The sequence below is a fragment of the Nocardia sp. JCM 34519.1 genome (assembly GCF_020361265.1).
GTDB classification, from domain to species: Bacteria; Actinomycetota; Actinomycetes; order Mycobacteriales; family Mycobacteriaceae; genus Nocardia; species Nocardia arthritidis_A.
On sequence record NZ_JAIRBR010000017.1, the window covers coordinates 128,442 to 149,651 of the forward strand.

Sequence of the window (21,210 nt, forward strand, 5' to 3'; positions counted from 1 at the left end):
TCCTTCCTTCAGGTTTCAGGTTCGCGGTTCTGGTCGCTGACGGATGCTTGCCGGTTATCTCGGGGGTGTGCCTCCTCCCGCGTCGATGGCCTGGGACGGGATGGGTGAGGTGTCGGTGAGGGGTATGCGACGCACATCCAGGCGCTCTCCGGTGGCAGTCCATTGGTCGAGTCGCCCGTAGCTGACGGGGACGTCGAAGGTGGGGGCGTGCAGGATGATGTCGGTACCGTCGCGTTGTCCGGCGTAGATGGCGACGTGGTGGGAGTCGGTCGCGCCGGGCGCGGTGAAGTAGATGAGGTCGCCGGGTTGGCGTGCCTCGAACGGGATCGGGATAGCGCGGGGGTCGTCTTGTTGGGCTTGGGTGTAATGCGGCAGCGTGATACGACCACCAGAGGCGGTGTAGACGGCGTAGAGAACCAGGCCCGAGCAGTCGAAACCACCGTTGGTGGGCCCGGTTTGGTCACCGCCGCCCCACACGTAGGGACGGCCCAGCCAGCGGGCGGCTTCCTCGACGATGCGGGCACCGAGCCCGGCGGGAATGTCGGCACGGCAGTCGCCAACCCTGATGCCGATGCCGGGGGCGAGCGCGGCGAGCAGTGCAGCGACGGAGTTGTGGGTGGGGCCGTAAGCGGATGGGACGTTGGACTTTTCGATGGCCTGGGCAATGGCCTCGGGTGCCATGGTGTGCCAACCGGGGATCTTGTCGAGTTGGTCATAGAACCAGGTAGCTTGCTGAGCGGGGTCCATCAGCCGCGCCATGCCCATAGCTCCCCAGACCGAGGCACGCATCTGCCACGGGCCGACAGAGTCGTAATCGGAACCGACCCCGTCGTGGTCGTAGCGCAGCGATTCGGGGACGTTGATGTTGGCGTAGTTACGGAATCCGCTTTCGGCGGCTGCGGCCATCAGCGCCGCAGTGATGCCGTGCTCGTCGACGCCCCGCTGACGTCCGATGGTGATGGCCAACCGCGCGATCGCCACCTGTCCCGGCGCGTACCCGTCGACGGCGGGAAGCGGGCCGGAAGCTTGTGCGCCGCAACCCTGCTCACTCAATGGCAGCACGACAAGAATCAGCAGCAACGGAATCGCCAGCGTCATCGCCACAACGCCGAGGGCTGCCCTGGGAATCGGTGACCGGCTCACGATGGATCCTCGATCCGCGCGCAAGAGTCGGCGGGTGTACCGGATACGTCGACTACTTGTGTCGAATCATTCTCTTGTTGCCCGGTTTTCGCCGTGGTGTCGAATGTGGTGAACCGAGAGTTGGTGTCGCCGAAACACTCTCGCTCGATATCGGTGAGCGCTAGCTGAAACGGGATGCCCGGCCGCCGATCCTCGCCGATCTTGAGCAAGAACTTGCCGGTACCCGGCGGTGTGGGGTGCTGCCCGCCGGGAGTGGTGAGGTCACCGGTGAGCGCGGCCGGTGAGGACCAGGCGGTGACCATTTGCTGCTCGGTGGCGGTGAACGGTACCCGCGAGTCCAGGCGGGCGATTTCGTCGGCGGGTAGTGCGCCGAAGACCTTGGCGCGGGCACGTTCGAGGAACCCGAGGGCTTTCACGGCGTGGGGGCCGAGACCGTCGAGATCTTTGATGGTGTGGGAGATCATGATCAGCGCGGTGGCCAGTCCGCGTTGCAGGCGGGTGAGTTCGTCGACGCGGTCGACCATGAATTCGCCCATGCCCAGGACTTGCCAGAGTTCGTCCATGACGGCCTGGAAGTAGCGTTGGCGGACCAGCCCGGCATCGGCGAGGGCGTTGTGGGCCTCGATCGCGGCGAATCCGGCTGCCCAGCAGGCGATCATGACGGCGGCTTTGAGTTTCTTGTCGCCGGAGCGGATGTGGGAAACATCGACACAGATCGCGGACGCGTCCAGGTCGATACGGGTGGTGGTGTGCCCGTTGAAGATTCGCCCGAACGGCCCCTGGGTGAGTGCACGCAGCGAGCGACGCAACGGCAGGATCGCCGACTGATAAGCGGCCGGGTTGTCGGCGGCGACATCGAGCAGGAGTTCGTCGCTGCCAGTGACGATCACCTCCACCAGGTCCTCGATGACCGGGGGTGTCTGGGCGGTGAACCCTTTGCCGCCTTCGTTTTTCGGTGTGTGGAGCGTGCGGATGGCGGTGGCCAGGACGGTTTCTTCGTAGTCGGCGACCTTCGCGCCGCGCACGAGTTCGATCAGCGCGGACACCAATGCGGCTTGGCGAGCATGCCATTCGTGCCGCATCACGGTGGCGTACTCGGTACGGCCCGCGTTGTCCAACGCGGTGACCGCGGCAGCGAGCGCTCCGCCGTCGAGGGGGTTGAGCTGCCCGTATCCGTGGCCGAGGTCGACGACCTGGCCGCCGACGGATTCGACCAGTCCTCGGTAGTCCGGTTTCACATCGGCCAGCACCAAGGGCGTGATGCCTTGGGCGATGCCGCCGATCACGATCCGCCGCACCAGCGATGATTTGCCGAATCCGTTGAGCCCCAACACGAACAGCGACGGAGCCGACAGCAGCCGGGCACGGGCGAACCAGTTGAGCGGATCGAAACACACCGGTGCCCCGGTACGCAGGTGCGGGCCGAGCGGCGTGCCGATGACCGGTGCCCCGGCACCGACGGCCCACGGCCATAATCCGACGATCTGGGCGGTGGTCCCGCGCACCTCCACCGGGCGTCCGACCGCCGCGCAGCGACCGCCATCGGCTCCGGTGTATCCGATGCCGGTCGCTCGTGGTGTCGGGCGGTCGAACCCGTCGTTGCGGATCGGTACCGCCGCTGCTCCCGTGACGGGCTTCGTTGCATCCTGCTTGCGGCGCCGCGATCGGCCTGCGGCGGGCTCGGGAAGCGAATCCTGCTGGTGGCGAACATGTTTGGGCATCGCTCAGCCCTCCAGGAACTTCGGGACGTTCGCGTGCTCGGGCAACAGGACCCCGACGCCGAGCGAAGCAGCGAATGCGGCGGCCTGGTAGCGGTAGGAGCGGCGGATCCGCAGCCGGCACTGCACCGCCAGATCCTTGGTGAGCGCTTCGATGCGCGGCAGGTCCGCCTCGGCGGGGTTGGTGACGGTGATCAGCAGCCCGTAGCGGGCGACACCGTGACCGCGGGCTTGTTCGGTGCGGGCTTGTTCGGTGGCGGCAACCCGGATCACCGACGCCGCCGAAGTGATTCCGCCGCGCTGGTTCTGGGAGGCGACCAGCGCGTCGCGGTAGTCGTTGTCCACGATTTTCGTCGCTTCCGCGGCCGAGTGCGGGCGATATACCACCGCGACACGTTTGCGCGGCAACTCCGGGTTCGGTTCCAACAGCCGCGCCAGGACGCGTTCAGTGATCACACCCTGTGGAGCGGCGTCCATTTCCCAGGTGACCGACACCGCGCCCATGTGCCGGTAATGATCCCGGCGTTCGTCGTGCTCGATCGGACCCGCATCGGCCCACTCCACGCCGTGCCCGACCGGATCCGCCGCGGCAGCTTCCAGATCGGGTTGGGAGGCGGGGTCGAAGCTGCGGCGCACGAACCCGGTGATCTCCGCGGCGGTCATCGGCCGTGCCCGCACCCCGGCTTCCTCCAGTGCCGCCACGATCCCCGGTAGTCGCCGCGCGATCTCCAGGGCCTGCTCGGCAGGGTCCTTGCGTCGTTGCGGGGTGGTCGCGCGCAAGGTGATCGCCAGGCGCGCCTCCAGACGCACGTGCTGGGTGGGAAGCCCAGTCCCCAACGCCCACATGACATCCCGCGCCACACGCGGAGCATCCGGGAGGGTGAGAGCTTCGACCTCACTCAGGAGCCGGTTGCCGGTTTCGGGCACGGTGTCGAGCACCGGAACGATCGCCGCGATGTCGGGCTGGCCGCCGATATCGGCGAGGAAGCCGCCCCACGCGGCGACCCACCGGTCCACTACCGGCTGATCTACGGCTTCCGCACCCTGGGGCCAGCAGGCCAGGACGACGGTGTACTCGTGCAGGCGCGGGGCGTGGACCAGCCCGAACGGCCACCCGGCCACATCATGGCCCTCATACAGTCGAGTCGAGGCCAGCAGGCCCGGCAGCTGGCATGCGCCGCCCGGGATCGCGGAGAACGCGCCACCGCGGTACAGGGTTTCGCGGCGATGCCGTGCCCGGATCCAGCGGGTGAGCACAATGAGGCGTTCGTAGCCGGAGCGGCCGTTGACACGCACCACCAACGGACCGGCCACTAACGCTCCGACCGCGAAAACTATTGCGGAGGTAGGGAATCCGGCGATGAGGTGAGTGAGCATGGCCGTCACCACCACGATCCCGGCGGTGATCATGCCCGGCCACGACAATCCCATCAGGCCCTCCGACCGTGGAATCGTGCCCGCGCTATAGGTGCGTTCCGGTTCGGTTGATGTCGGTGTGGTCATTGACAACCCCTCCTCACTTCGTTGTGGAAACGATTGAGTGCCTGTGTATTTCGTGGCGATCAGATTGGGATGTCACCGCCTGGTCGGCGTGGCGATGGGTTCGGTCCTGCCGCAGCGGGTTTCGTGGGGCCTGGACCGGAATGCGGTGCAGCAGGCGTTGGTCGCGTGGTGGAGCCCCGGCTGCTGGGACGTGTGCTGCTCGGTGCAGCACCGGCCGTTGTCGCGGCCGGGCCACTTGAGCTGCCGCCGTTGACCGAAGTGGGGCGTGGCATCACCCCACGCGGACTGCTATTGCTGGCCGGGCGGGTCGTGACGTGCCCAGTGGTGGATCCGCCTGCGGCGGTGACGGTTCCAGCCCTGGCCGCGGCGCCCCGAGCGATCAGGGTTTTGCCGCCGGACGCGACCGCCGCACCCGCGGCCAGCACCGCTCCGGCCGCCGCTGCGCCCGAACCACCCGATCCGGCGGCAGCCACAATCGGCGACACCAGCCGCATCAATGCCGGGAGCACGAATACCGCGCAGCACAGCAGGACAAGTCCAACCAGGCGGCGCTGCGCGGCATCGGCGTCCACCGGTGCGGAGGCGTCCATACCGCGGTCGGTGTCGATCGTGGAGAACGCGACCAGATACACCAGCGCCGCGACCGGCTTCCACAGCAGAAACGCCGCCACCCACGACCACAACCGCTCATGTGCCTGCTTGCCGGACCCGAGCCCCGACCCGGCGGCGGCCAGCGGCAGCAGACTCATCGCCACCACCAGCATGGCTTGGCGCAGGATCGCCATCACCGCCATCGCCAACGCGCCGAGAATCCCGACACACGCCAGGATCAGCACCAACCCGGGCGAGAACGCCGTATAGGCCGAGGTCTGGACCAGGAATTCCGCCGTTCCCTTCGCATCGCCATGCGTGGCGTCATCGATCACCCACGCCGAGAACATGTCCCCGGCCCGGGCGGCGGCGAACACGATCGCACCCGCGGTCCACACGGCGAACACCGACCGCGCCAGCACCCGCACCATCTCGCCGGCCTCTTCGGCGTGGGCGTGGTGGCGGGCGATGGCGATCCGGACCGCGCCCACCATGACCGAGGCAGCCAGCAAATACACCTGAATGTCGTTGGTGTATCCGCTGATTCGCTGCCACAGATCTTGCTCGTCGAGCAGTTTGGCGTTGGGTATCTTCGTCCACCACACCAGCGCCATCGTCAGTGCCTGCCCCAACCCCGACAACAGCGAATCGACCACGGACCCGAAGGTGGTGTCCCACGCCTTGTCTTTCACAGCAATCGCTGCCTGGCCGGGATGGCTCGCGGCATTACCGGCCTTGCACGCCGCCGACCACTCGTCGCCGACAAACCCTCCGACAATAGGGATTTCACTCAGCGAGTCATGGACCTGGTCGCAGGTCTGGTCGAACCCGTACTTCCCCGGATCGGCCAGGGCGATCCCGCACCCGACCCCCACCATTGCTACTACCGCCAAGATGATGGTGGCCACGCGGCGCCGTGCCCATAGTCGAGGCCGATCTCGGTGGGAGTTCACTGCTGTCACCATGGTGTCCACCCGAGGATCGAGGAGATCTCGCGAGGTCCGCCGATCTCGCTGTTGGGCAACAGATTCCAGTCGCCGCCGGTCCAGACGACGGAGTAGCGGGCAGCGGTCCATGTCGGTGCCTGAGCCGGGGTGCCCATCTTCCGGCGCGTGGCAACGGTCAGGACGCACAGGTCAGGTGACCACGACACGATCTGGTAGGCATCCGGCGCGGTGATCCAGCGGGTCACCTCCTCGGGCTGTTGCATCGGCAGTTTCCCGGCGGCCACCCGCTCCCGATACAGATTGACCCCTTCCGGGCTGTAATTGACCCGGGCGACCACCGCGGGATCGGCCGGACGCACCGCTAACTGGTGGGTGATGTAGACCGCCGCCAGCGCCCCCCCGCGCGGCGTATGCGCATATCCGGCGGCCATACCGTTCACGATGCGAGCCGGGCCGTCCGAGGTGGAGAACGGCACCGAAGCTCCGTGAACCCGCTGCCAGCCGCCGCGCCCGTTCATTCCCGACGGTGCCGCGGTCAACCACAGCGGATCCGACTCCCCAATGGGTGCGTCGGTCTGCGGCAGTGGCTGTCCGGCATCGGCGCGGGGAACATCCACCCGGCGGCCATACACGTCGGTGACCGGCGTGCCGAACCCGTCACCGGTCTCACCAGTTCGGTCCGGCGTCGCGGAGGTTGTCGATCCGGAGGAGCTGTCGCGAGTGCCGCCGTGTTCGTAGGCGACGACGGCAACGGCTCCGACGGCGACAACGGCGACGGCGATTACGACGGTTTTGGAGCGGACGATCTTGCCTTGCGAGGTATTCATCGAGACTCCAATCTCACGGCGCTGGGCGGGATTTCGGTGATGGACTCGACCGTGGGGTGCGTCGAGGCCGGGTCGGGTAACTCCAGGAGCCAGTCCTGGCCCAGCCACACCACCGAGGCGTGGGTGGCGGCCAGCGAGGTGTCCGGGTAACGGCTATAGGTGGTGACCGCAGCCCGGGTCTTGGGCATGTAGTCGGTGATTCGGTAGCCGAGAATCGTTGGCGCGGTTGCTCGCTCGGCGGGCTTGGTGATCGACACCAACGTGCGCGCTGCCACCCACATGTCCTTGCCTGGTCCTGGGGCGAGTTCGCTGGCGGCGATCTGCGACCAGGTCCGGTCGGGCGCGACCGACATCCGGACGGTGTGCACGATCGCCGCTAATCCAGCACCGGCCGGGCTGTCCGCGAACCCCGTCGCCACCGTGGCCGAATAGGCTCGCGGACCTTGATCGGCGACCGGAATACCGATGCCCTGATAGTCGACCCAGTGCAGACCCGTCGGCGGCGCGGCGACATCAATGTCCGGTGTCCCGCCTTCCCCGGACCGCCCGCAGCCGACCATCACCAGAATTCCGCCGAATACCAGCGCTACCGCAATGGTTTTCATGATTGGCTCCCGACGGCCGTCGCGGCGATGGGGAGCGCTACCGAGCAGACCGCGGCGCAGATCAGCGTGACCACGATGGCGGTGCTGGTGTGGCGGCCCTGGATCTCCGGTTGCCGTCGTTCCAGCCACAACCGAGCTCCGCAGGAGATCATCATGGCTAGCAACACCAGCTCGCAACCCCACAGCAACCACGACAGCAGCTGCGTGAACGAGGCGGCCACATCGCTCGGCAGTGGCTGAGCGGCACCGAATACCTTGGCGGACATGACAATCACCCGCGCCTACGTGGTCAGAACCACGGTGTTGATCAACGTCGATGCCGAAGTGGCGACGATGCCGCCGATCAGCGCGCACACCACGATCTTGGGTGACTCCAGCGCGCCGCCGTTCCACTTCTCCCACGCGAATCGGCCACCCGCGTAGATGATTCCGGCAACACCGGCGAGCATCACACCCCACAACAGCCACCGCACCAGCAGGATCAACTTCTCCGATCCCGGAGGGGTATCGGCAGTGATCTGATCGATCGCGGCAATACTGGCCAACACAATCGTGTGCATCACAAACCTCTTCCCTCGGTGCGGGTGTCGGCGGTCAACTGCTCGACCACCGCCTCCAACTCGCGGCCCGCACGCGCGATATCACGTGGCACCGCGGACGATTCGGCTTCGGTGGTTCCGCCACAGGGCAGGGCGGACAGTGGTTGCTGGATGAACGGCTCGTGCCAGCGGACGCGCCACCAGCGTTCGACCAGAGAGCTGTAGAGGGTCAGATCCCGGCGGATCACCGCCGAGGTTCGACCGGGCCGCGCTGCCACGGTGACCAGACCGACGATGCGGCTGGCGCCGGCCAGCCCCGCATAGTGCTGGCGCAGCAACGCATCCGCCGCAGCCAACCCGGTCACGGTTTCCCGGGCCACCAACACCACGAACCGCGCCTCACCCGGCTCCGGTCGCGGCCAGAAACGACCACAGTCCGCCGAATGCGGCCACAACCGGGCCAGCGTCGAAACTCCCGCACCACCGTGCGCACCCAGCAACCAAAACCTCGGCACACCACCGGTTACCGTCGCGATCGGGCAGGCACCCTGCCAGATCGGAGCACGGCGATCCGTCGGCGGAGCGACAACCGCCCGTGGCGGCAGCCCTCGATGCAGCAGACCCGCGGCCCTCATCGCGCACCGCCCGAATGCGCCGCAGCGAGGTCCTCGGCAAGGGCGACCAGCCAATCAACCGTCGCTGACGCCGCGGTCGCACCAGCCGCGACCGGCGTCGTCTGATACGACATGTGCGCGGAAATAGTGTTGCTGAACTTCGACCACGTCGCCAGATCAAGCAGATCCTTGTTATCCAACGCGTTTTGCTCGATCGCGGTAAAAGCCTGCTGCACAAGCCGACTTGTCGTCGCGGGCGGAATCAGCTCGGTCACTGCCGCCGCGACCTTCGCGCCCAACACCGCCAACCCGGCCGCCGGGTTCACCATGCCCGCCGAGACCATCTCCGCGATATTCCCCGGCGTCAGAACCGATCTCGCCACCGTGCTCACGGCGTTCAACCCGATTGTCGCCACCTTGAACAACGCCCGGATCACCGCGGACGGATCCACCGCGGTCCGCGGATCGGACGCCTCAGCCATCCGCTGGGACAACGACTCTCGAGGATTCAGCGACAAACTCGCCAACGACGTCCCGGATACGTCTTGGTCGACCACATTGACCGTCGTCTTGAATGCGGTGAACGCCAATGCTTCCGACACCGACCGCAACGCCGTCAGCGGATCATGCAGATCCGACTGCCCGACGATGTTGGTCACGACGCGCAGGATCGGCGCACCCGACGGCGCATCGCAGGCCAGATCACCCACGGTGCACCACGACGCCACCCGACCGGTCAACGCACCGAAATCCGTTGCCACATCGCGCTGCGGACCAATCCCACCACCGGTTGCCGTGGGCTGCGGCAGCGCAGGCAATGCTCGCACCGCATCCCCGGCTGTCCCCGGCGCTGGCTCAGGGCGATCACGACCGGGCGCACCGGGAAACAACGGCGCGTTCGGATTCCGTGTCGGGTCCGCGAAAAGTGCTGCCGCAGCGATCTTCTCAGCGGGCACTACGCCGTGGCCCTGACCGACTTCCTGTACGAACATCGAGGCCACGTGCGAACCCTGCGAATACCCGACAATCGCGAACGCGGTGTTCGGGCAGCGCGCGGCCTCGTCGCGCACCATCTGCCGGGTGCGCTCGATTCCACCGGCGACCGACTCCGAATAGGGAACGGCCGCACCGCCGTTCACGCCGCCGAACGCCGCCTGGTATGGAACGTAGGCGCGGTCGACCTTGCCCGACGCTCGAACCATCAACGGCCCCAACACGGCATCCCCGAGGAACCCGGAATCGGTGTGCGGATCAGCATCCGGCGCCGATTCCCCGGTTCCTTGCACACCCACTACGAACAATGGCATGCACGCTCGCGAATCCGGCGGTTGCGCCGAGGCCATCCCGCCCACGCTGGCAACCGCAAGCGCTGACACGGCTACCGCAGACAACATGCGCGGCATCAGAACTTTCCGCCGCTCAGTGAAACAGCTCGTCATTTGAACGCCTCCCTCCCACAACGGATCCCGTCAAAACGAAGAGGGCACGGCGGTGCACGCGGACGTGACATCGCCAAGCAGGGTGCAGCAACGGATCTGCCGCACCTGCCCTGGGCAGGGATCGCTCAGATGGATTGATGGAAGATGACGCGCGAAACACGTTCCATGACAAAGGAAGTGGTCGCGCCTTCGGGTTCTGTCATCACAGGCGCCCGGCAAACGCTCCAACGTTCGGCTAAACCGCTACGTCATGGAGCGGGTCCTACTTTCCCGTCGAGGCTATCTCCAGCTTGTATTAGCTGAGAGTGTGCCCGCGCGGGGTACGAGCCAGGTTATACCCGCTGCTGTGACGAGCGCAACAAAAATTTTGGCGGGTGAGCTCATACCTACCAAACAGGTGGTCAGACCAGAGCCTGACCACTAATTCGGGAGGATCGGCATAGCCCGCACAGCAAAGAGCCCGAATGATTCCTGATGATCATCCGGGCTCTTCTGCTGTCATGCACCTACGGCCGGTCGAACTCACCATCGCGGGCACCGGCGAGGAACGCGTCCCACTCGGCGGGCGCGAAGACCAGCGCAGGCCCCGTGGGGTTCTTCGAGTCCCGCACTCCGACCACGCCTCCGTCCAGGTAGGCCACTTCCACGCACGTGTCTTTGCCCGAACTGCGGCTGGACTTGAACCACTTGGCCCCGGACAGATCAATGCTCACGCGGCATACTCCTCTGCTGCTTCCAAGATCACGTTCTTGGACTCCACTGCGGACAACGCTACACGCGGGATCTCGGCCAATGCATCCTTGTAACGGCTGACCTCATCATCCAACTCCAGGTAGAGATCTCCGATGTACTCCTCCACGTACACAATGGGAGGCTCGGGCAGCTTGGATTGAGGTAACTCCGGAAACTCCAGGAAGCTGAACGATCCGATCAGAGGTCCCAAGTGGCGCGGCGCGCTGAACGGAACGATTAGGATCGTAATGTTTTCTCGCTCAGCCACTTTCAGAAGGTGACGGGCTTGCTCGGCCATCGCGGTGGCCCCTCCAACCTGCTCGCGCAATACCGCCTCGGACAGCAGCGCAACAACGGTAAGCTCCGAATCCTCCAGGCGCTCTTGACGTCTCGTCATAACTTCGATGCGCTGCTCTACTGCTTCTGGGGGAAGCGGGGGGATTTCCGACCACGCGATAGCTCGCCGGTAGTTCGGAGTCTGAAGCAGACCCGGCACGAGATTCGTCGCCCAGATCGTCAGACGGCACGCCGATGCCTCCAGCGACAGGTAATGATCGAAACCGGTCGCCATCTGAGCATTCGCGTAGGCCCGCCACCAACCGCCACCATGCTTGTGAGTGGTTCGAACCTCATGCGCCAGGGCGAGAACAATCCGGCGCTCGTTGTCGTCGGCCTTGTAGGCGTCGCACAGGACGTTCAAGAAAAGATCATTCGGTCTCGTGGTCTGGCCATCCTCCAGACGTCCGATACTTTGCGCCGACACACCGATAATCCGCGCCGCCTCAGCCTGCCGAATCTTGGCACGTTCGCGAAGCATATGCATCTGACGCCCCAGCGCCCTGCGCGCGAGGGTGGAGCTAGATACGGCCATTTTATTAGCCTCACTAATCGCTGTGTACGGGTTTGCGGAACCCCTTGATCCGGAAGGTGCCGATCCGAACCGCTCCGTAAGTGCAGTATGGCACGAACGATGCGTTAACACCGATATGGAACTTCCACATTTTGGGCAATCGGCGTAGACCTGAGACCAAGCTCAGCGATCGGGAAGACCGGGACACAGGGAGACTTCTACCCCCGCAGAGTAGAGCCACCATTGTGCACCGCCCCGATCGCTGGGTGACCCAAAACCCTCATCCGATCCGAGGTGCACCATGCCCGGCACGATCGATCACAACGAGTTGCCGCAGAACCCCGAGCACGCCAACCATCTTCTTGATCTGCACCATGAATGCCTGGTCATCAGCTGCACGGCAAAGCTGCAATCCAAGCTCTACTTGCTCAGAATTGGTGAACTTCAGCCCAGAGACGGTTTTGCCTGGAACAAGCTCGGATACTGACATGCCCGATAACGTGGGGTTGAGCAAACGCAATCATGTTCCGCCGATTCTGAAGCAGCCACTTTTCGATGCTGAGGTCGAGGTGTGGCTTTCCGGGCACTGGGATTGCGTCGAAACCGAAGGCGGAACAACGCAATATACGTGCGGTATGCGGTGGTGGCTGTTGCGGGAACGCGAACGGCGGGGGCTAACTTTCCGGATACCGACTCGACATTGGCCACCTGGGTGGGATGCCCCGTCTATGCAACCCAACCCCCTGGGCTGGCCGGCGCACCGTTGGGTGATGTGACCGCTTCGAACTTCCCTCCGGCCCCCGTCCAGCCGCCGGAGGGGTAGAGGGGCACCCCTTGATTCAACCCCCTTTCCGCGTCCGGGGTTGATGCAGCAGGGGTGCCCCGCAATAGCCGAAATAGCTTCCTGCCCTTTCGTATCCGAGCCTCGCGGCGGTGGGCAGGGAAACCGGTTCGGATTCATCCAGAAATCGATTGTCCGGAAGGTATTGATCATGGACGCCGACGAGTTGGCCATGGCCGAGACGGAGATCCGCGCGATTCGAGACGTGATCGACACAGTCGAGGCACGCCTTCGCCACTGGGAACAGCGCGGGGGCAAGGTCGCGGCCCCTCGTTCGCAGATCTACGCGAGGGTGATCTACGAGGTGATCGCCAGTGCTACTCAAATGTCGTGTGGCACATTGCATTTAGTGAGTGCTCCGATTCTTGACGCCATCCTCGGCTGGGTGGACGTGCCCGAAGGCGTCAACGTGTTCGATCGGCTGCTTGAGATGACGCTGACCAGTTGAAACGAGATCAATCCTTGATCGCGCGCCAGGAGTTCGTCTGATGTCTTGGTTTGTTCAGTGGTGGGCCGCATACCTCGCCGCCCTCCCATGCCTTTTCGTCGTCGTCCATTACGCGGTCGGCATCCACCTGCCTCCCACTGCGCCGGGTGGTCGGCGGCACGGGACGGGACGGACCGCGATCACGAAATCTCGTGCGCGGTATCGCAAGTCGGCTGGCCGACACCGGGCGCGATGAGAATCCCGACGCCCGTTCGCTCCCACGCCGGTATCACCCTCACCCATTCCCACTCGACGAAAGAGGCGCGCACCGTGTTATTGCTTCATAAGCTCTTGCGCCGCATTAGATTTCGCAGTCGTAGACGACGGTTGGCGGCTGTGATCATGGCGGCACCGGAGCGATTTCACTACGACGATGAACTGGTGGACATGGTCCGGCCGGTCCATCCCCGCGCGACCCGTCGCATGATGAAGCGCCTGTGTGATATCGGAGCGCTGACCGGCGAATGGGACGGCCCGTGGGTGCTCAGGGCGCGCCACGACGAGACGGTGGCATACACCGAACGAATGCCCCGCTACCGCTATCGAGTGACCGAGACGGGCCAGATGCAGCTGCGGGCAATTCTGGGCCCGGACGGGCCGAGCCGGGACACATAGGCCCATCAGCCCTGAACGGCCATAACTCGTTGCTACACAGTCATTTTAGATAGAGAGGCGGGTCGATGGAACCCTGTGAATTGGCAGCTGTGCTCACGTATTTCGACGGCGTGCGGCGGCGGTTTGGATTGCCCGGAGACGCCGAGGAGTTCCGTGCCTGGATGGTCATGTGCCGGGCGTGCGCGCAGGACAAGAACGCATTCGATCTCCATCACGACATCGTGATGGAGTACGTGTCGCGCATCTCGGAGGCCCGAGCACAGGGTATGTACCCGCTGATCATGTGGTCGGACCAGCCAGACGCGCCGGTGTCGGTGGCACACCACCAGATCGCAGCGTTGTACCGCGACCTGCAGCTTCGGACTCAACGTCGATGACGCGCCGCCGATACGACATGGACCGGCCCGATATCCGACTAGCGGTCAACCTCGGCTGGCACTACGTCGGTCAAACACGCGGCGGCCGATGGAGGTTCAAGAATCCCGCGACCGGGACGATTGTGAACTTGGCAAGGAATTGGCCGAACGCTCGGGGCATCCAGAACATTATCGCCGAAATCCGCCGGTTGACGCCGTGACAGCCAATGGCCGGTGTTGGACCGGACAAGACGGGGCGCACAGCACCACGGTAAACCCAAACAAGACCCGGTCGGCAACCATAAATCGTTGCAACACAGACATTTTCGGATATCCACAGCGCGACCCCGATCGGGCGGCTCGATGCTCGATCGCCCGCCGGGTGCGAGCTAATTCTTCTCGCGCGGGGTGATATCCCGGCCCGCACGAGACCGGGGACCTCCGGGGATCACAACTAGGCGATCGACATCCCCGGAGGTCCCCAACCCAAACCCTGCACACCCCAAGGACACTCTCGGTGATCTGTAACCTGTTGCATCGCATCAGATTCCGCACAAGCCGACTGGCGGCAGTGATCATCGCTGCCCTCGAGCGATTTCACCTCGGCGAACTGATCAACCGTATCCGGCCGATCGATCCCGGCGCGACCCGCAGCGAAACGGCGGACCGGTCGATTGATGATTCGGGCCTTGACGAGCGGGTTCGCAAGATGATCGCCGCCGCCGAAGAGGCTGGTTACAGACTGCATCCCGACTCTGATCCGCCGCGCATGCTGCTGTGGCAATGCGTCCACGACGAAGCGATCGTATGGGTGGATGAGCTGCCGGATGAGGATATGTGAAGCTACGATCACATCACGACACCTGCTGCGGCAGAAGGTGTTTCAAAGCCTGTCGAGTTCGGCTCGATGTCGCAGTTCTGTTGCGATCACATCTTCGGTCGCCGGTGTGACCACGGTGTCGTTGTCGTCCACCGAGATCAGGTATCGGCCGCCTGCGGGATGGTCGGGGCGGATGTCGATCCAATTCAGGTACGTCGCCGGGTGCGGATTGCGGTCGTGTAGGTAGCGCTCGATGCACAGATGTCCCTCGGCGGTACGTGGTGCCCGCAGGAGCCTTCGGATGCGTTCTTCGACAGGGTCGAGACCGTCGACGCTTGCCTTCCACGAGGCTGGTGGTTGCTCGCCGCGTACTCGTGGGGTGTGGCCGATCAGCCGCCCGGCCGCCCCGGGTGTCGCGGTGGGCATGGTGGCGGCGATGTGCTTGCCGAGGTTGTGGCGTTGTGTGACAACGAGTTTGATATCGCCACCGAAGTCGGCTGTGGTGCCCGACTTTTGGAAGAGGATGACACCGAGATCGGCGTGTGCGGCGGCCAGTGATCGCACACGTTTAACCGACCCGTAGAACTTGCCGGTGCAGATCAGCCGCAGATCAGGTTTCGCCAGCACTCGCAGCGGCCAGGTGAGATCGGGGTCGCCGCGATGCGGGTATCGGGTGCTGATCTCCGCGCGTCTACGTGCGTATTCGGTTGGCGGAGCGGCGGTTTCAATGATGCTGATCGGGTACGGGTATTCGCCTGCCAATCCGGTCTCGGCCCATACCCAGGCAAATTCGTCGACGCTGAAATCCCATACCCGTTGTGTCTGCATTCAGCGGCGCGTCTCCTGATGCGGTTCGTCGTCCATCACCGGGCCCCGGGCGGTGAACGTCACTGTCTTCGGCTTCTTGTCTTCATTCGAGGTCGCTGTGGCTTCCGTTTCGGTTGAGCCTGTTGGTGATGCCGGGCCTCGGTTACGGGAAGATTCGGGAGCGGTCGCGGCGGGTGCGTGTCCCCCCGTGACGGGCGCTTGTAATGCCGTTGCGGAACCACTCTGCATGGATGGCTTCGAGGGCAACGAGTCGTCGTATCGAATTCCGGGCTCCTCCAAAGGAGTTCGTGGCCTCGGGGCGGCGACCTCCCCGGACCTCGCTGAGCTCGGCTGTACATCGGTGTATGCACTGTCCCAGGAGACCCTGGTCTCGGACTCGGGCTGCCACGTCGCGTGGTCGCCGCCGATGGCCCCCTCCAGCATGGGCGGTAGGTCGGCGAGTTCGGGCTGCACGCGCTTGAGGTAATCCGGGACGCCGCGGGTCCGTTCGTCGTCGTCTTTGCGGCGACCAGGCGCGCCCGGTGCCATCGGACTCGTCGATCGGGACGTACTCGCCCCGGCAGCGCGTGCTGCTGCGGCAGCGTTCGCGCCAACTGGAGCGCCGGGTTGGACCGGTTGACCAGGTTGTCCGGGTTGACCGATGAGCGGCGAGCCCGGCCGGTCGGTTCCAGGTCGAAGGCCCGGCTGGTCGCGGTCGCCGATCCTTGGGCCGCGATCGTTCGGGCCGTCGCGACGGATAGGGCGGTCACCCGGGCCGGTGGTGACGCTGGTCGGCGTCGTCGATGTGTTGGTCGGCCCTGGTGTGCTGGTCGGGGCGGTATCTAGTTTTCCGGTTTCCACCGGGTTGGCAGTGCTCGACGGCGAGGTTGGCGTCGATGTGCTTGCCGGGTCAGTGCGGGCAGGCGTGTTCGGATCTTGCTGGCCCGGTGCGGACGGATCACCGGGTTGCTTGCTGTGGGCGTCGGTCCCTGTTCCGGTGGGGTAGCCGGTCTGGGTATAGGGGCTTCCGGTGTCCGTGCTCGGATCTCCGGAGCCCACATTCGGTGGTGGATTGAGGGCTGGCACGTTTTCACCTGCTGGCGGGAAGATCGGCAGGTAGATGCGGTTGACCGCGTCGATAGCTTGGTTGCGGGCGGCCAGGGCAGCGGTAGTGTCGGCGCGATCCTTCTCCCCGCTGGTCAATCCGGGCAGGACCGAGTCGCTTGGATTGTCGGGATTCGGCGCGGTCGCCGTCGCTGGCGGTGGCACCGCCACAGCCAGCGCGGAGGCGGCGTAGTACATCGAGTCCAGCCGCATGCCCACCGACTGACCGACGTCACCGATCTGTTCCCCGGCGCGGGCGAACCGAGTGATGGCCTGCTGCGCTGCGTCGCTGCTGGCACCTTCCCATCGGCCTTGTAGGGCACGCTCGATACCGATCCGGTGCATTTGGAACAGACTGGTGATCGAGACCGAGGACTTGGCCCAGGTGGTCACCAGCTTCCACAGTGCCTCTTTGTCGATCCCATGGGCTGCGTCGTAGATCTGCTGGTGGGTCATTGTTTCCGGCGGCGGCTCCTGGTTCGTCACGTACGCCGGATCGACGCCGCCGCGTGCAAGCTGCTCGTCGTTCTTGTGCGCGTTCTGCTTGGACGCGACAGCTTTCTGTGTGACAGCGCCGACGGGATCGCCGAGCAGACCGGGCACCAGCGACGGGCTCTGTTCGCCCTGGTTGTCGCCCATCAGCGCGACCTCCCGGTACCGCGCGGATCTGCTGTCGTCCCGGACAGTTGTGCGGCCCCGCCAGCGAGGGCGGTGATGCGGTGGTGACCGGTGACCATACCCATCTCCCCCTTAACGATCGGTGGCCCGAGCCTAGCACGCCGCCCCGTCCAACAGACCTGGGCGAACAACATTCCGCCGGTCGAATAGTGTTGCTCGACAACGGTTTACCTGATCCAGGCGGCAGGTGGCCCTAACCGCGGTGAGTGGCGTTGCCTGTTGCGCCCGGATTATGGTCTAGGCAAGCTCGTGCGAGGCATCGTCGTTCTGCGAGGGGGATCTACCGTGGCGTTGTTGAAAGCCGACATCGATCAGCTGAACAAGCTGGCCAGCGTCTTGACCGATGCCGGACAGGCGATGGGGCGTATCCAGGTCCGCTCCGGGGTCACCGACATCCAGTCCGCGTTGCCGGGCTGCAAGATCGGCGATACCTGCGATCAGGCGGGCGAATCCGCCGAATACGCGTGGCGCAAAGTCGGGGACCGATTCAGCTCCATCTCGCGAGCCGTCACGACCGCGGCCGTCGATCTCGCCAGCACCGACGAGACATTCGCGCAGCAGATGGATACGTTCACCTTCCGGGTAAAGGACCGCTGATGCCGACCCGCAAGGAAGTCGAAACCTGGCGCACCTCGGCACTGTCGGACTGGGCCACCACAATCGAGACCGACGACTCCGCCTACGCCGAGCAGCTCGACCGCGCCCGCAACCAGATCAAGAACCTCGACGGCCAATGGGTCGGCAAAGTCCACGACGCCGCCTACAACCGCATCGGCGAGGAACACGACGAGGGCCGCAAACTGTCGTTCCAGATTCGTGAACTGACTGCCGTGCTCCGAAACGGAGATACTCGCCTATCCGACGAACGCCGCATCCTGCTCGGCACGATCACCGAGACCGAAGCCGCCAGCTACCAAGGAGCCACGTTCACCGTCAGCGACAAATGGGAAGTGTCGGCGCACTACCCCGACAACGTCACCGACGATCAGCGCACCAAGATCCAAAACATGGCCTGGCTGCGCCAGCAACAGGTCAACACGAACTACTACGCGCTGGTCGGCGCGATCAACGAGGTCATCCAGAACATCACCGCCAAGAAGGACGCAATACATACCCGGGGTGATCAACTCGGCAGCGGAATCGAAGCACAAGGCCCCGCTGGCTGGGCCAGTGAGCGAGCGGTCTCGGGCAAGGACGGCGAGGCCGACGGAAAGGCGATCGCCAGCGGGCACCTCACGCCCGAGCAGAAAGCATTACTCGACCAACACTTGGCCGCGCTCGGAGTCACCTCGGATATGTTGGGCAAACTTCAGCGAGGCGAAGACGTGACGATTCCCCAATCCACGCTCGACTACCTCACCGCGTTGGAGAAAGAATCCGGCCGAGACGGGCTGCTCGACGTATCCCGCCAACTGTCCGCCGACGGTTCGCCCGACGCCAAGAACACCAGAAGCGCGCTCGCCGGAGCGATGCTCTTGGCGTCGAACGAGCATGTTCAGGGCGTCGACAACAACGGCCGCAAAACCGGCGACCACGGCAGCTGGGACAAGCTCAACCCCGCGATCCGTGAAATCATCGGCACCAGACCGGATTTCGGTGGTGCTCCGGACTCCAATACCCGATCCGTCCCCGAGGGATACCGCCACGGACGCGGGGCCGCCTGGCCATTCGAGGACACCAAGCGTTATCAGTCCGATCTGGGTGAGCTCGCCGGATTCGTCCACAACGCCCCGGACAGCTACCAGCCTGGCACCCGGTTCGGTGTCGAGATGGACCGCCAGGCAGCACACCAGGCGTGGATTCTCGAACATCACGATGACCGGCTCACCCCCGGCAGCAACAGCTATCTCGAATCCAGCAAGCTGGAGCAGACCGCGCAGGACCTCCTTGGTGCAGGCTCACGCAACCACGAATCCTCGTACGCGATCCTCACCGGCAAGGATGTGCCGGGCCTGGACTTGTTCGGCAAAGACACCCCCGGCCAGTCCAATCACTACCACCGCGACGAGATCGTGGCCCCACTGCTCGAACACGGATGGAAAGACCAAGGCAAAGCCGCCTCCGGATTGTTCTCATGGATGAAGGACGACGCCGTCGTCACCGACCCCGGCAACCCGGTCAGCGTGGACCGCGCGACTCGCGCCGGCGAAGCCGCCTATGGGTTGTCTCAACTACTGTCGACCACCCATTCCGGCGCGAACGGCGAGAACCTCTACAGCAGCTTCATGAACCACAACGGCCAATCACTCGGCCAACTCAACCCGCTCATCGCCCAAGGCATGGCCAGCGGGCTGGCGCCGTACGTAGGCAACATGGTCGGTGCCCCATCCGAGCTGACCGGCACACTCGGCTACGGAAACCTTCCACCCGTCGAAGCGACCCGACTGTTTTCCGTCCTCGACACCGACCCGAAGGCAGGCACAATCCTCAACGCCTCCGCCCTGGCTGAAGCGACCAAATACGACAAGCAGTGGGCCGCTCAAGAAGCCAGCGGCATCAACCTTGGTCATGACTCGCTCGGAAACTTTTCCGGCCGACTGCACGCCCTCGTCGACGAGGGCATCAGCGCGGAATCAGCCAGCCGCTATCACGACGCGTCCGACGCACAGGCTGAGGCATTGACCAGGAAAACAGCCGTCGTCAACGCGGTACAGGCCGCGCTGTCGGCCACGGCCACCGTCCCAGTACCCGGCGTACCGGCGACAGTCAGCGCGCTCAGCGGCGGCGCGGTAAACGTCGTCGGCTACCTCATCCAACCCGACATCCTCAACAGCGGCGGCCAACTCACCCATGACCTCGACCCGGCCAGCCGCGGCGTCGATTTCAGCAACACTGGACAGCCCAGCACCATCAAATACTCGATGGTGCAACAACTCGTGGACCAGGGCCGATTGGATATCAATACCCTGCCGTATGAGTTCATACGCGACGGCGCTAACGGGAAGGTCATTGCGCCGTATTCCCAGGTTACAGACATGTACGGCGACACCCGAATAGGTGATCTTGCGGACAAAGCGCTACACCAAAGTGGGGTAGCGCGCTTCAGTTCGTATGAAGCCGCGCATGACACCGGTGCGAATAAGCTCTACAACATTCTGAAGGGAACCGCGGGCACAAACTGGAGCATCGACCAAGCGTATTCGAACATTCTTCTCGTAGACACACCGAGAGGAGTGGCGAACAAATGGTAGGCAAAAGCTGGCGTCAGTGCGCGGCGACAGTCGTCACAATCTCGGGTATCGCGGTAACTGGTTGCGGTTCACCCAACAATCAACCGAGCCCTGAAACATCCGCAACCAGCACTGTGAATCCATCACGCTATCAACCGCCACCTCAGGTGCTCCACAACACTGTCGTGTGGTCCGCCGAACCCGGGCTCGACCTGTTCAGCGAACAGGTGATTGTTGCCAGAGCCGCTCAGGAAGCCAGGATCGTTGCAACAACAGCAGGAATCGATCACAGCTATCCGGGATTCGCGGAGGCGCTCGCTCCCAGCTCCGCGAAAGAATATCCACACGACACGGATCGCGACAGAAATGCATTCGGCACAGCTTACCTCAGAATTATGGCGATAGAACCTATAGAGACTGGATTCATCGCCGAGACCTGCTATCAGTACTCCAATGTCGCAGTGCAGATAAAAGAAGGCGGCTACAAGCAGGATATAAATCCCGGCGGCTCATCTTTCATGAAATTCGAGAAGGTTGGGCCCGAATCTTCACATCCCTCGGCGGCACCACCTGATCGATCCACGCAGACCGATCCAACGTGGTCGGCACCTACAGCCAATATGTTCACCGGCTGGCACATTGACCTCCAAGCATCCACCTTCGACCAAGACCTGCAACTCCGGCAGCGCTGCGAACCCTGGGGGCGATCGCTGATCCCGGACCTTCCACAGGTGAAGAAGGACTTGGGTGGAACTGTGACGATCGTGGTGAACAATCCTCCACCAACCTTGCCCGCATACCCAGGATGGTAGCCGAGCTGAAAT

General features: G+C 64.3%; 22 protein-coding genes. 8 read left to right on the forward strand and 14 right to left on the reverse strand.

What is annotated here, in order from left to right:
• Window positions 1-54 precede the first annotated feature (54 nt).
• The 12 genes from LGY53_RS44265 to LGY53_RS32275 all read right to left on the reverse strand — a co-directional run bounded on the left by LGY53_RS44265 (window position 55) and on the right by LGY53_RS32275 (window position 11,529).
• Window positions 55-1,143, reverse strand: coding sequence for a C40 family peptidase (locus LGY53_RS44265; RefSeq protein ID WP_225730464.1), 1,089 nt, complete (start codon window positions 1,141-1,143; stop codon window positions 55-57).
• Window positions 1,140-2,864: a hypothetical protein gene (locus tag LGY53_RS32225; protein WP_225730465.1), complete on the reverse strand. Its 1,725-nt coding sequence runs from the start codon at window positions 2,862-2,864 to the stop codon at window positions 1,140-1,142. Before LGY53_RS32225 ends, LGY53_RS44265 begins: the two co-directional genes overlap by 4 nt.
• Window positions 2,865-2,867: 3 nt before the next feature.
• Complete coding sequence (locus tag LGY53_RS32230) at window positions 2,868-4,364, reverse strand: SCO6880 family protein (protein WP_225730466.1); 1,497 nt, start codon at window positions 4,362-4,364, stop codon at window positions 2,868-2,870.
• Between the two features lie 59 nt (window positions 4,365-4,423).
• Window positions 4,424-5,647 (reverse strand): hypothetical protein, encoded by a 1,224-nt coding sequence (locus tag LGY53_RS32235; protein ID WP_225730467.1) that lies wholly within the window; start codon window positions 5,645-5,647, stop codon window positions 4,424-4,426.
• 266 nt (window positions 5,648-5,913) lie between these two features.
• Window positions 5,914-6,729: a hypothetical protein gene (locus LGY53_RS32240; RefSeq protein ID WP_225730468.1), complete on the reverse strand. Its 816-nt coding sequence runs from the start codon at window positions 6,727-6,729 to the stop codon at window positions 5,914-5,916.
• Window positions 6,726-7,334, reverse strand: coding sequence for a hypothetical protein (locus LGY53_RS32245; protein WP_225730469.1), 609 nt, complete (start codon window positions 7,332-7,334; stop codon window positions 6,726-6,728). The genes LGY53_RS32240 and LGY53_RS32245 overlap by 4 nt, the downstream gene beginning before the upstream one ends.
• A complete protein-coding gene (locus LGY53_RS32250) occupies window positions 7,331-7,600 on the reverse strand; it encodes a hypothetical protein (protein WP_225730470.1) in 270 nt (89 codons plus the stop codon). Before LGY53_RS32250 ends, LGY53_RS32245 begins: the two co-directional genes overlap by 4 nt.
• Before the next feature lie 15 nt (window positions 7,601-7,615).
• Complete coding sequence (locus tag LGY53_RS32255) at window positions 7,616-7,894, reverse strand: hypothetical protein (RefSeq protein ID WP_225730471.1); 279 nt, start codon at window positions 7,892-7,894, stop codon at window positions 7,616-7,618.
• Window positions 7,894-8,508 (reverse strand): DUF6668 family protein, encoded by a 615-nt coding sequence (locus LGY53_RS32260; RefSeq protein WP_225730472.1) that lies wholly within the window; start codon window positions 8,506-8,508, stop codon window positions 7,894-7,896. Before LGY53_RS32260 ends, LGY53_RS32255 begins: the two co-directional genes overlap by 1 nt.
• A complete protein-coding gene (locus LGY53_RS32265; RefSeq protein ID WP_225730473.1) occupies window positions 8,505-9,689 on the reverse strand; it encodes a cutinase family protein in 1,185 nt (394 codons plus the stop codon). Before LGY53_RS32265 ends, LGY53_RS32260 begins: the two co-directional genes overlap by 4 nt.
• Before the next feature lie 743 nt (window positions 9,690-10,432).
• Window positions 10,433-10,639 carry a DUF397 domain-containing protein gene (locus LGY53_RS32270; protein ID WP_225730474.1) on the reverse strand — a complete coding sequence of 69 codons (207 nt, stop codon included), beginning with the start codon at window positions 10,637-10,639 and terminating at the stop codon, window positions 10,433-10,435.
• Entirely contained in the window at window positions 10,636-11,529 is an 894-nt protein-coding gene (locus LGY53_RS32275; RefSeq protein ID WP_225730475.1) for a helix-turn-helix transcriptional regulator, read from the reverse strand. Before LGY53_RS32275 ends, LGY53_RS32270 begins: the two co-directional genes overlap by 4 nt.
• Before the next feature lie 280 nt (window positions 11,530-11,809).
• Here LGY53_RS32275 and LGY53_RS32280 point away from each other — a divergent pair, with 280 nt between their 5' ends.
• The 5 genes from LGY53_RS32280 (at window position 11,810) to LGY53_RS32300 (ending at window position 14,648) form a co-directional block, all read left to right on the forward strand.
• The gene (locus LGY53_RS32280) at window positions 11,810-11,995 is read left to right on the forward strand and encodes a hypothetical protein (protein ID WP_225730476.1); all 186 of its coding nucleotides are present in this window, start codon (window positions 11,810-11,812) and stop codon (window positions 11,993-11,995) included.
• A 505-nt stretch (window positions 11,996-12,500) separates the two neighbouring features.
• Window positions 12,501-12,797 (forward strand): hypothetical protein, encoded by a 297-nt coding sequence (locus LGY53_RS32285; RefSeq protein WP_225730477.1) that lies wholly within the window; start codon window positions 12,501-12,503, stop codon window positions 12,795-12,797.
• 375 nt (window positions 12,798-13,172) lie between these two features.
• Complete coding sequence (locus LGY53_RS32290) at window positions 13,173-13,451, forward strand: hypothetical protein (protein ID WP_225730478.1); 279 nt, start codon at window positions 13,173-13,175, stop codon at window positions 13,449-13,451.
• An 80-nt stretch (window positions 13,452-13,531) separates the two neighbouring features.
• On the forward strand, window positions 13,532-13,828 hold the full coding sequence (locus LGY53_RS32295; protein ID WP_225730479.1) for a hypothetical protein: 297 nt from the start codon (window positions 13,532-13,534) through the stop codon (window positions 13,826-13,828).
• 496 nt (window positions 13,829-14,324) lie between these two features.
• Window positions 14,325-14,648, forward strand: coding sequence for a hypothetical protein (locus LGY53_RS32300; RefSeq protein ID WP_225730480.1), 324 nt, complete (start codon window positions 14,325-14,327; stop codon window positions 14,646-14,648).
• A gap of 42 nt (window positions 14,649-14,690) precedes the next feature.
• On the opposite strand, the gene LGY53_RS32305 is transcribed toward LGY53_RS32300, so the two are convergent.
• Together LGY53_RS32305 and LGY53_RS32310 are read right to left on the reverse strand one after the other, a co-directional pair.
• Window positions 14,691-15,455 (reverse strand): ESX secretion-associated protein EspG, encoded by a 765-nt coding sequence (locus LGY53_RS32305; RefSeq protein WP_225730481.1) that lies wholly within the window; start codon window positions 15,453-15,455, stop codon window positions 14,691-14,693.
• Window positions 15,456-17,177, reverse strand: a complete 1,722-nt coding sequence (locus tag LGY53_RS32310) for a hypothetical protein (protein ID WP_225730482.1) — start codon at window positions 17,175-17,177, stop codon at window positions 15,456-15,458.
• A gap of 324 nt (window positions 17,178-17,501) precedes the next feature.
• On the opposite strand from LGY53_RS32310, the gene LGY53_RS32315 reads away from it, so the two are divergent.
• Genes LGY53_RS32315 through LGY53_RS32325 form a run of 3 tightly spaced genes read left to right on the forward strand, consistent with a single transcriptional unit; the run spans window position 17,502 to window position 21,198 of the window.
• A complete protein-coding gene (locus tag LGY53_RS32315) occupies window positions 17,502-17,813 on the forward strand; it encodes a hypothetical protein (protein WP_225730483.1) in 312 nt (103 codons plus the stop codon).
• Window positions 17,813-20,407, forward strand: a complete 2,595-nt coding sequence (locus LGY53_RS32320; RefSeq protein WP_225730484.1) for a hypothetical protein — start codon at window positions 17,813-17,815, stop codon at window positions 20,405-20,407. Before LGY53_RS32315 ends, LGY53_RS32320 begins: the two co-directional genes overlap by 1 nt.
• Entirely contained in the window at window positions 20,401-21,198 is a 798-nt protein-coding gene (locus LGY53_RS32325; protein ID WP_225730485.1) for a hypothetical protein, read from the forward strand. The genes LGY53_RS32320 and LGY53_RS32325 overlap by 7 nt, the downstream gene beginning before the upstream one ends.
• Window positions 21,199-21,210 lie beyond the last annotated feature (12 nt).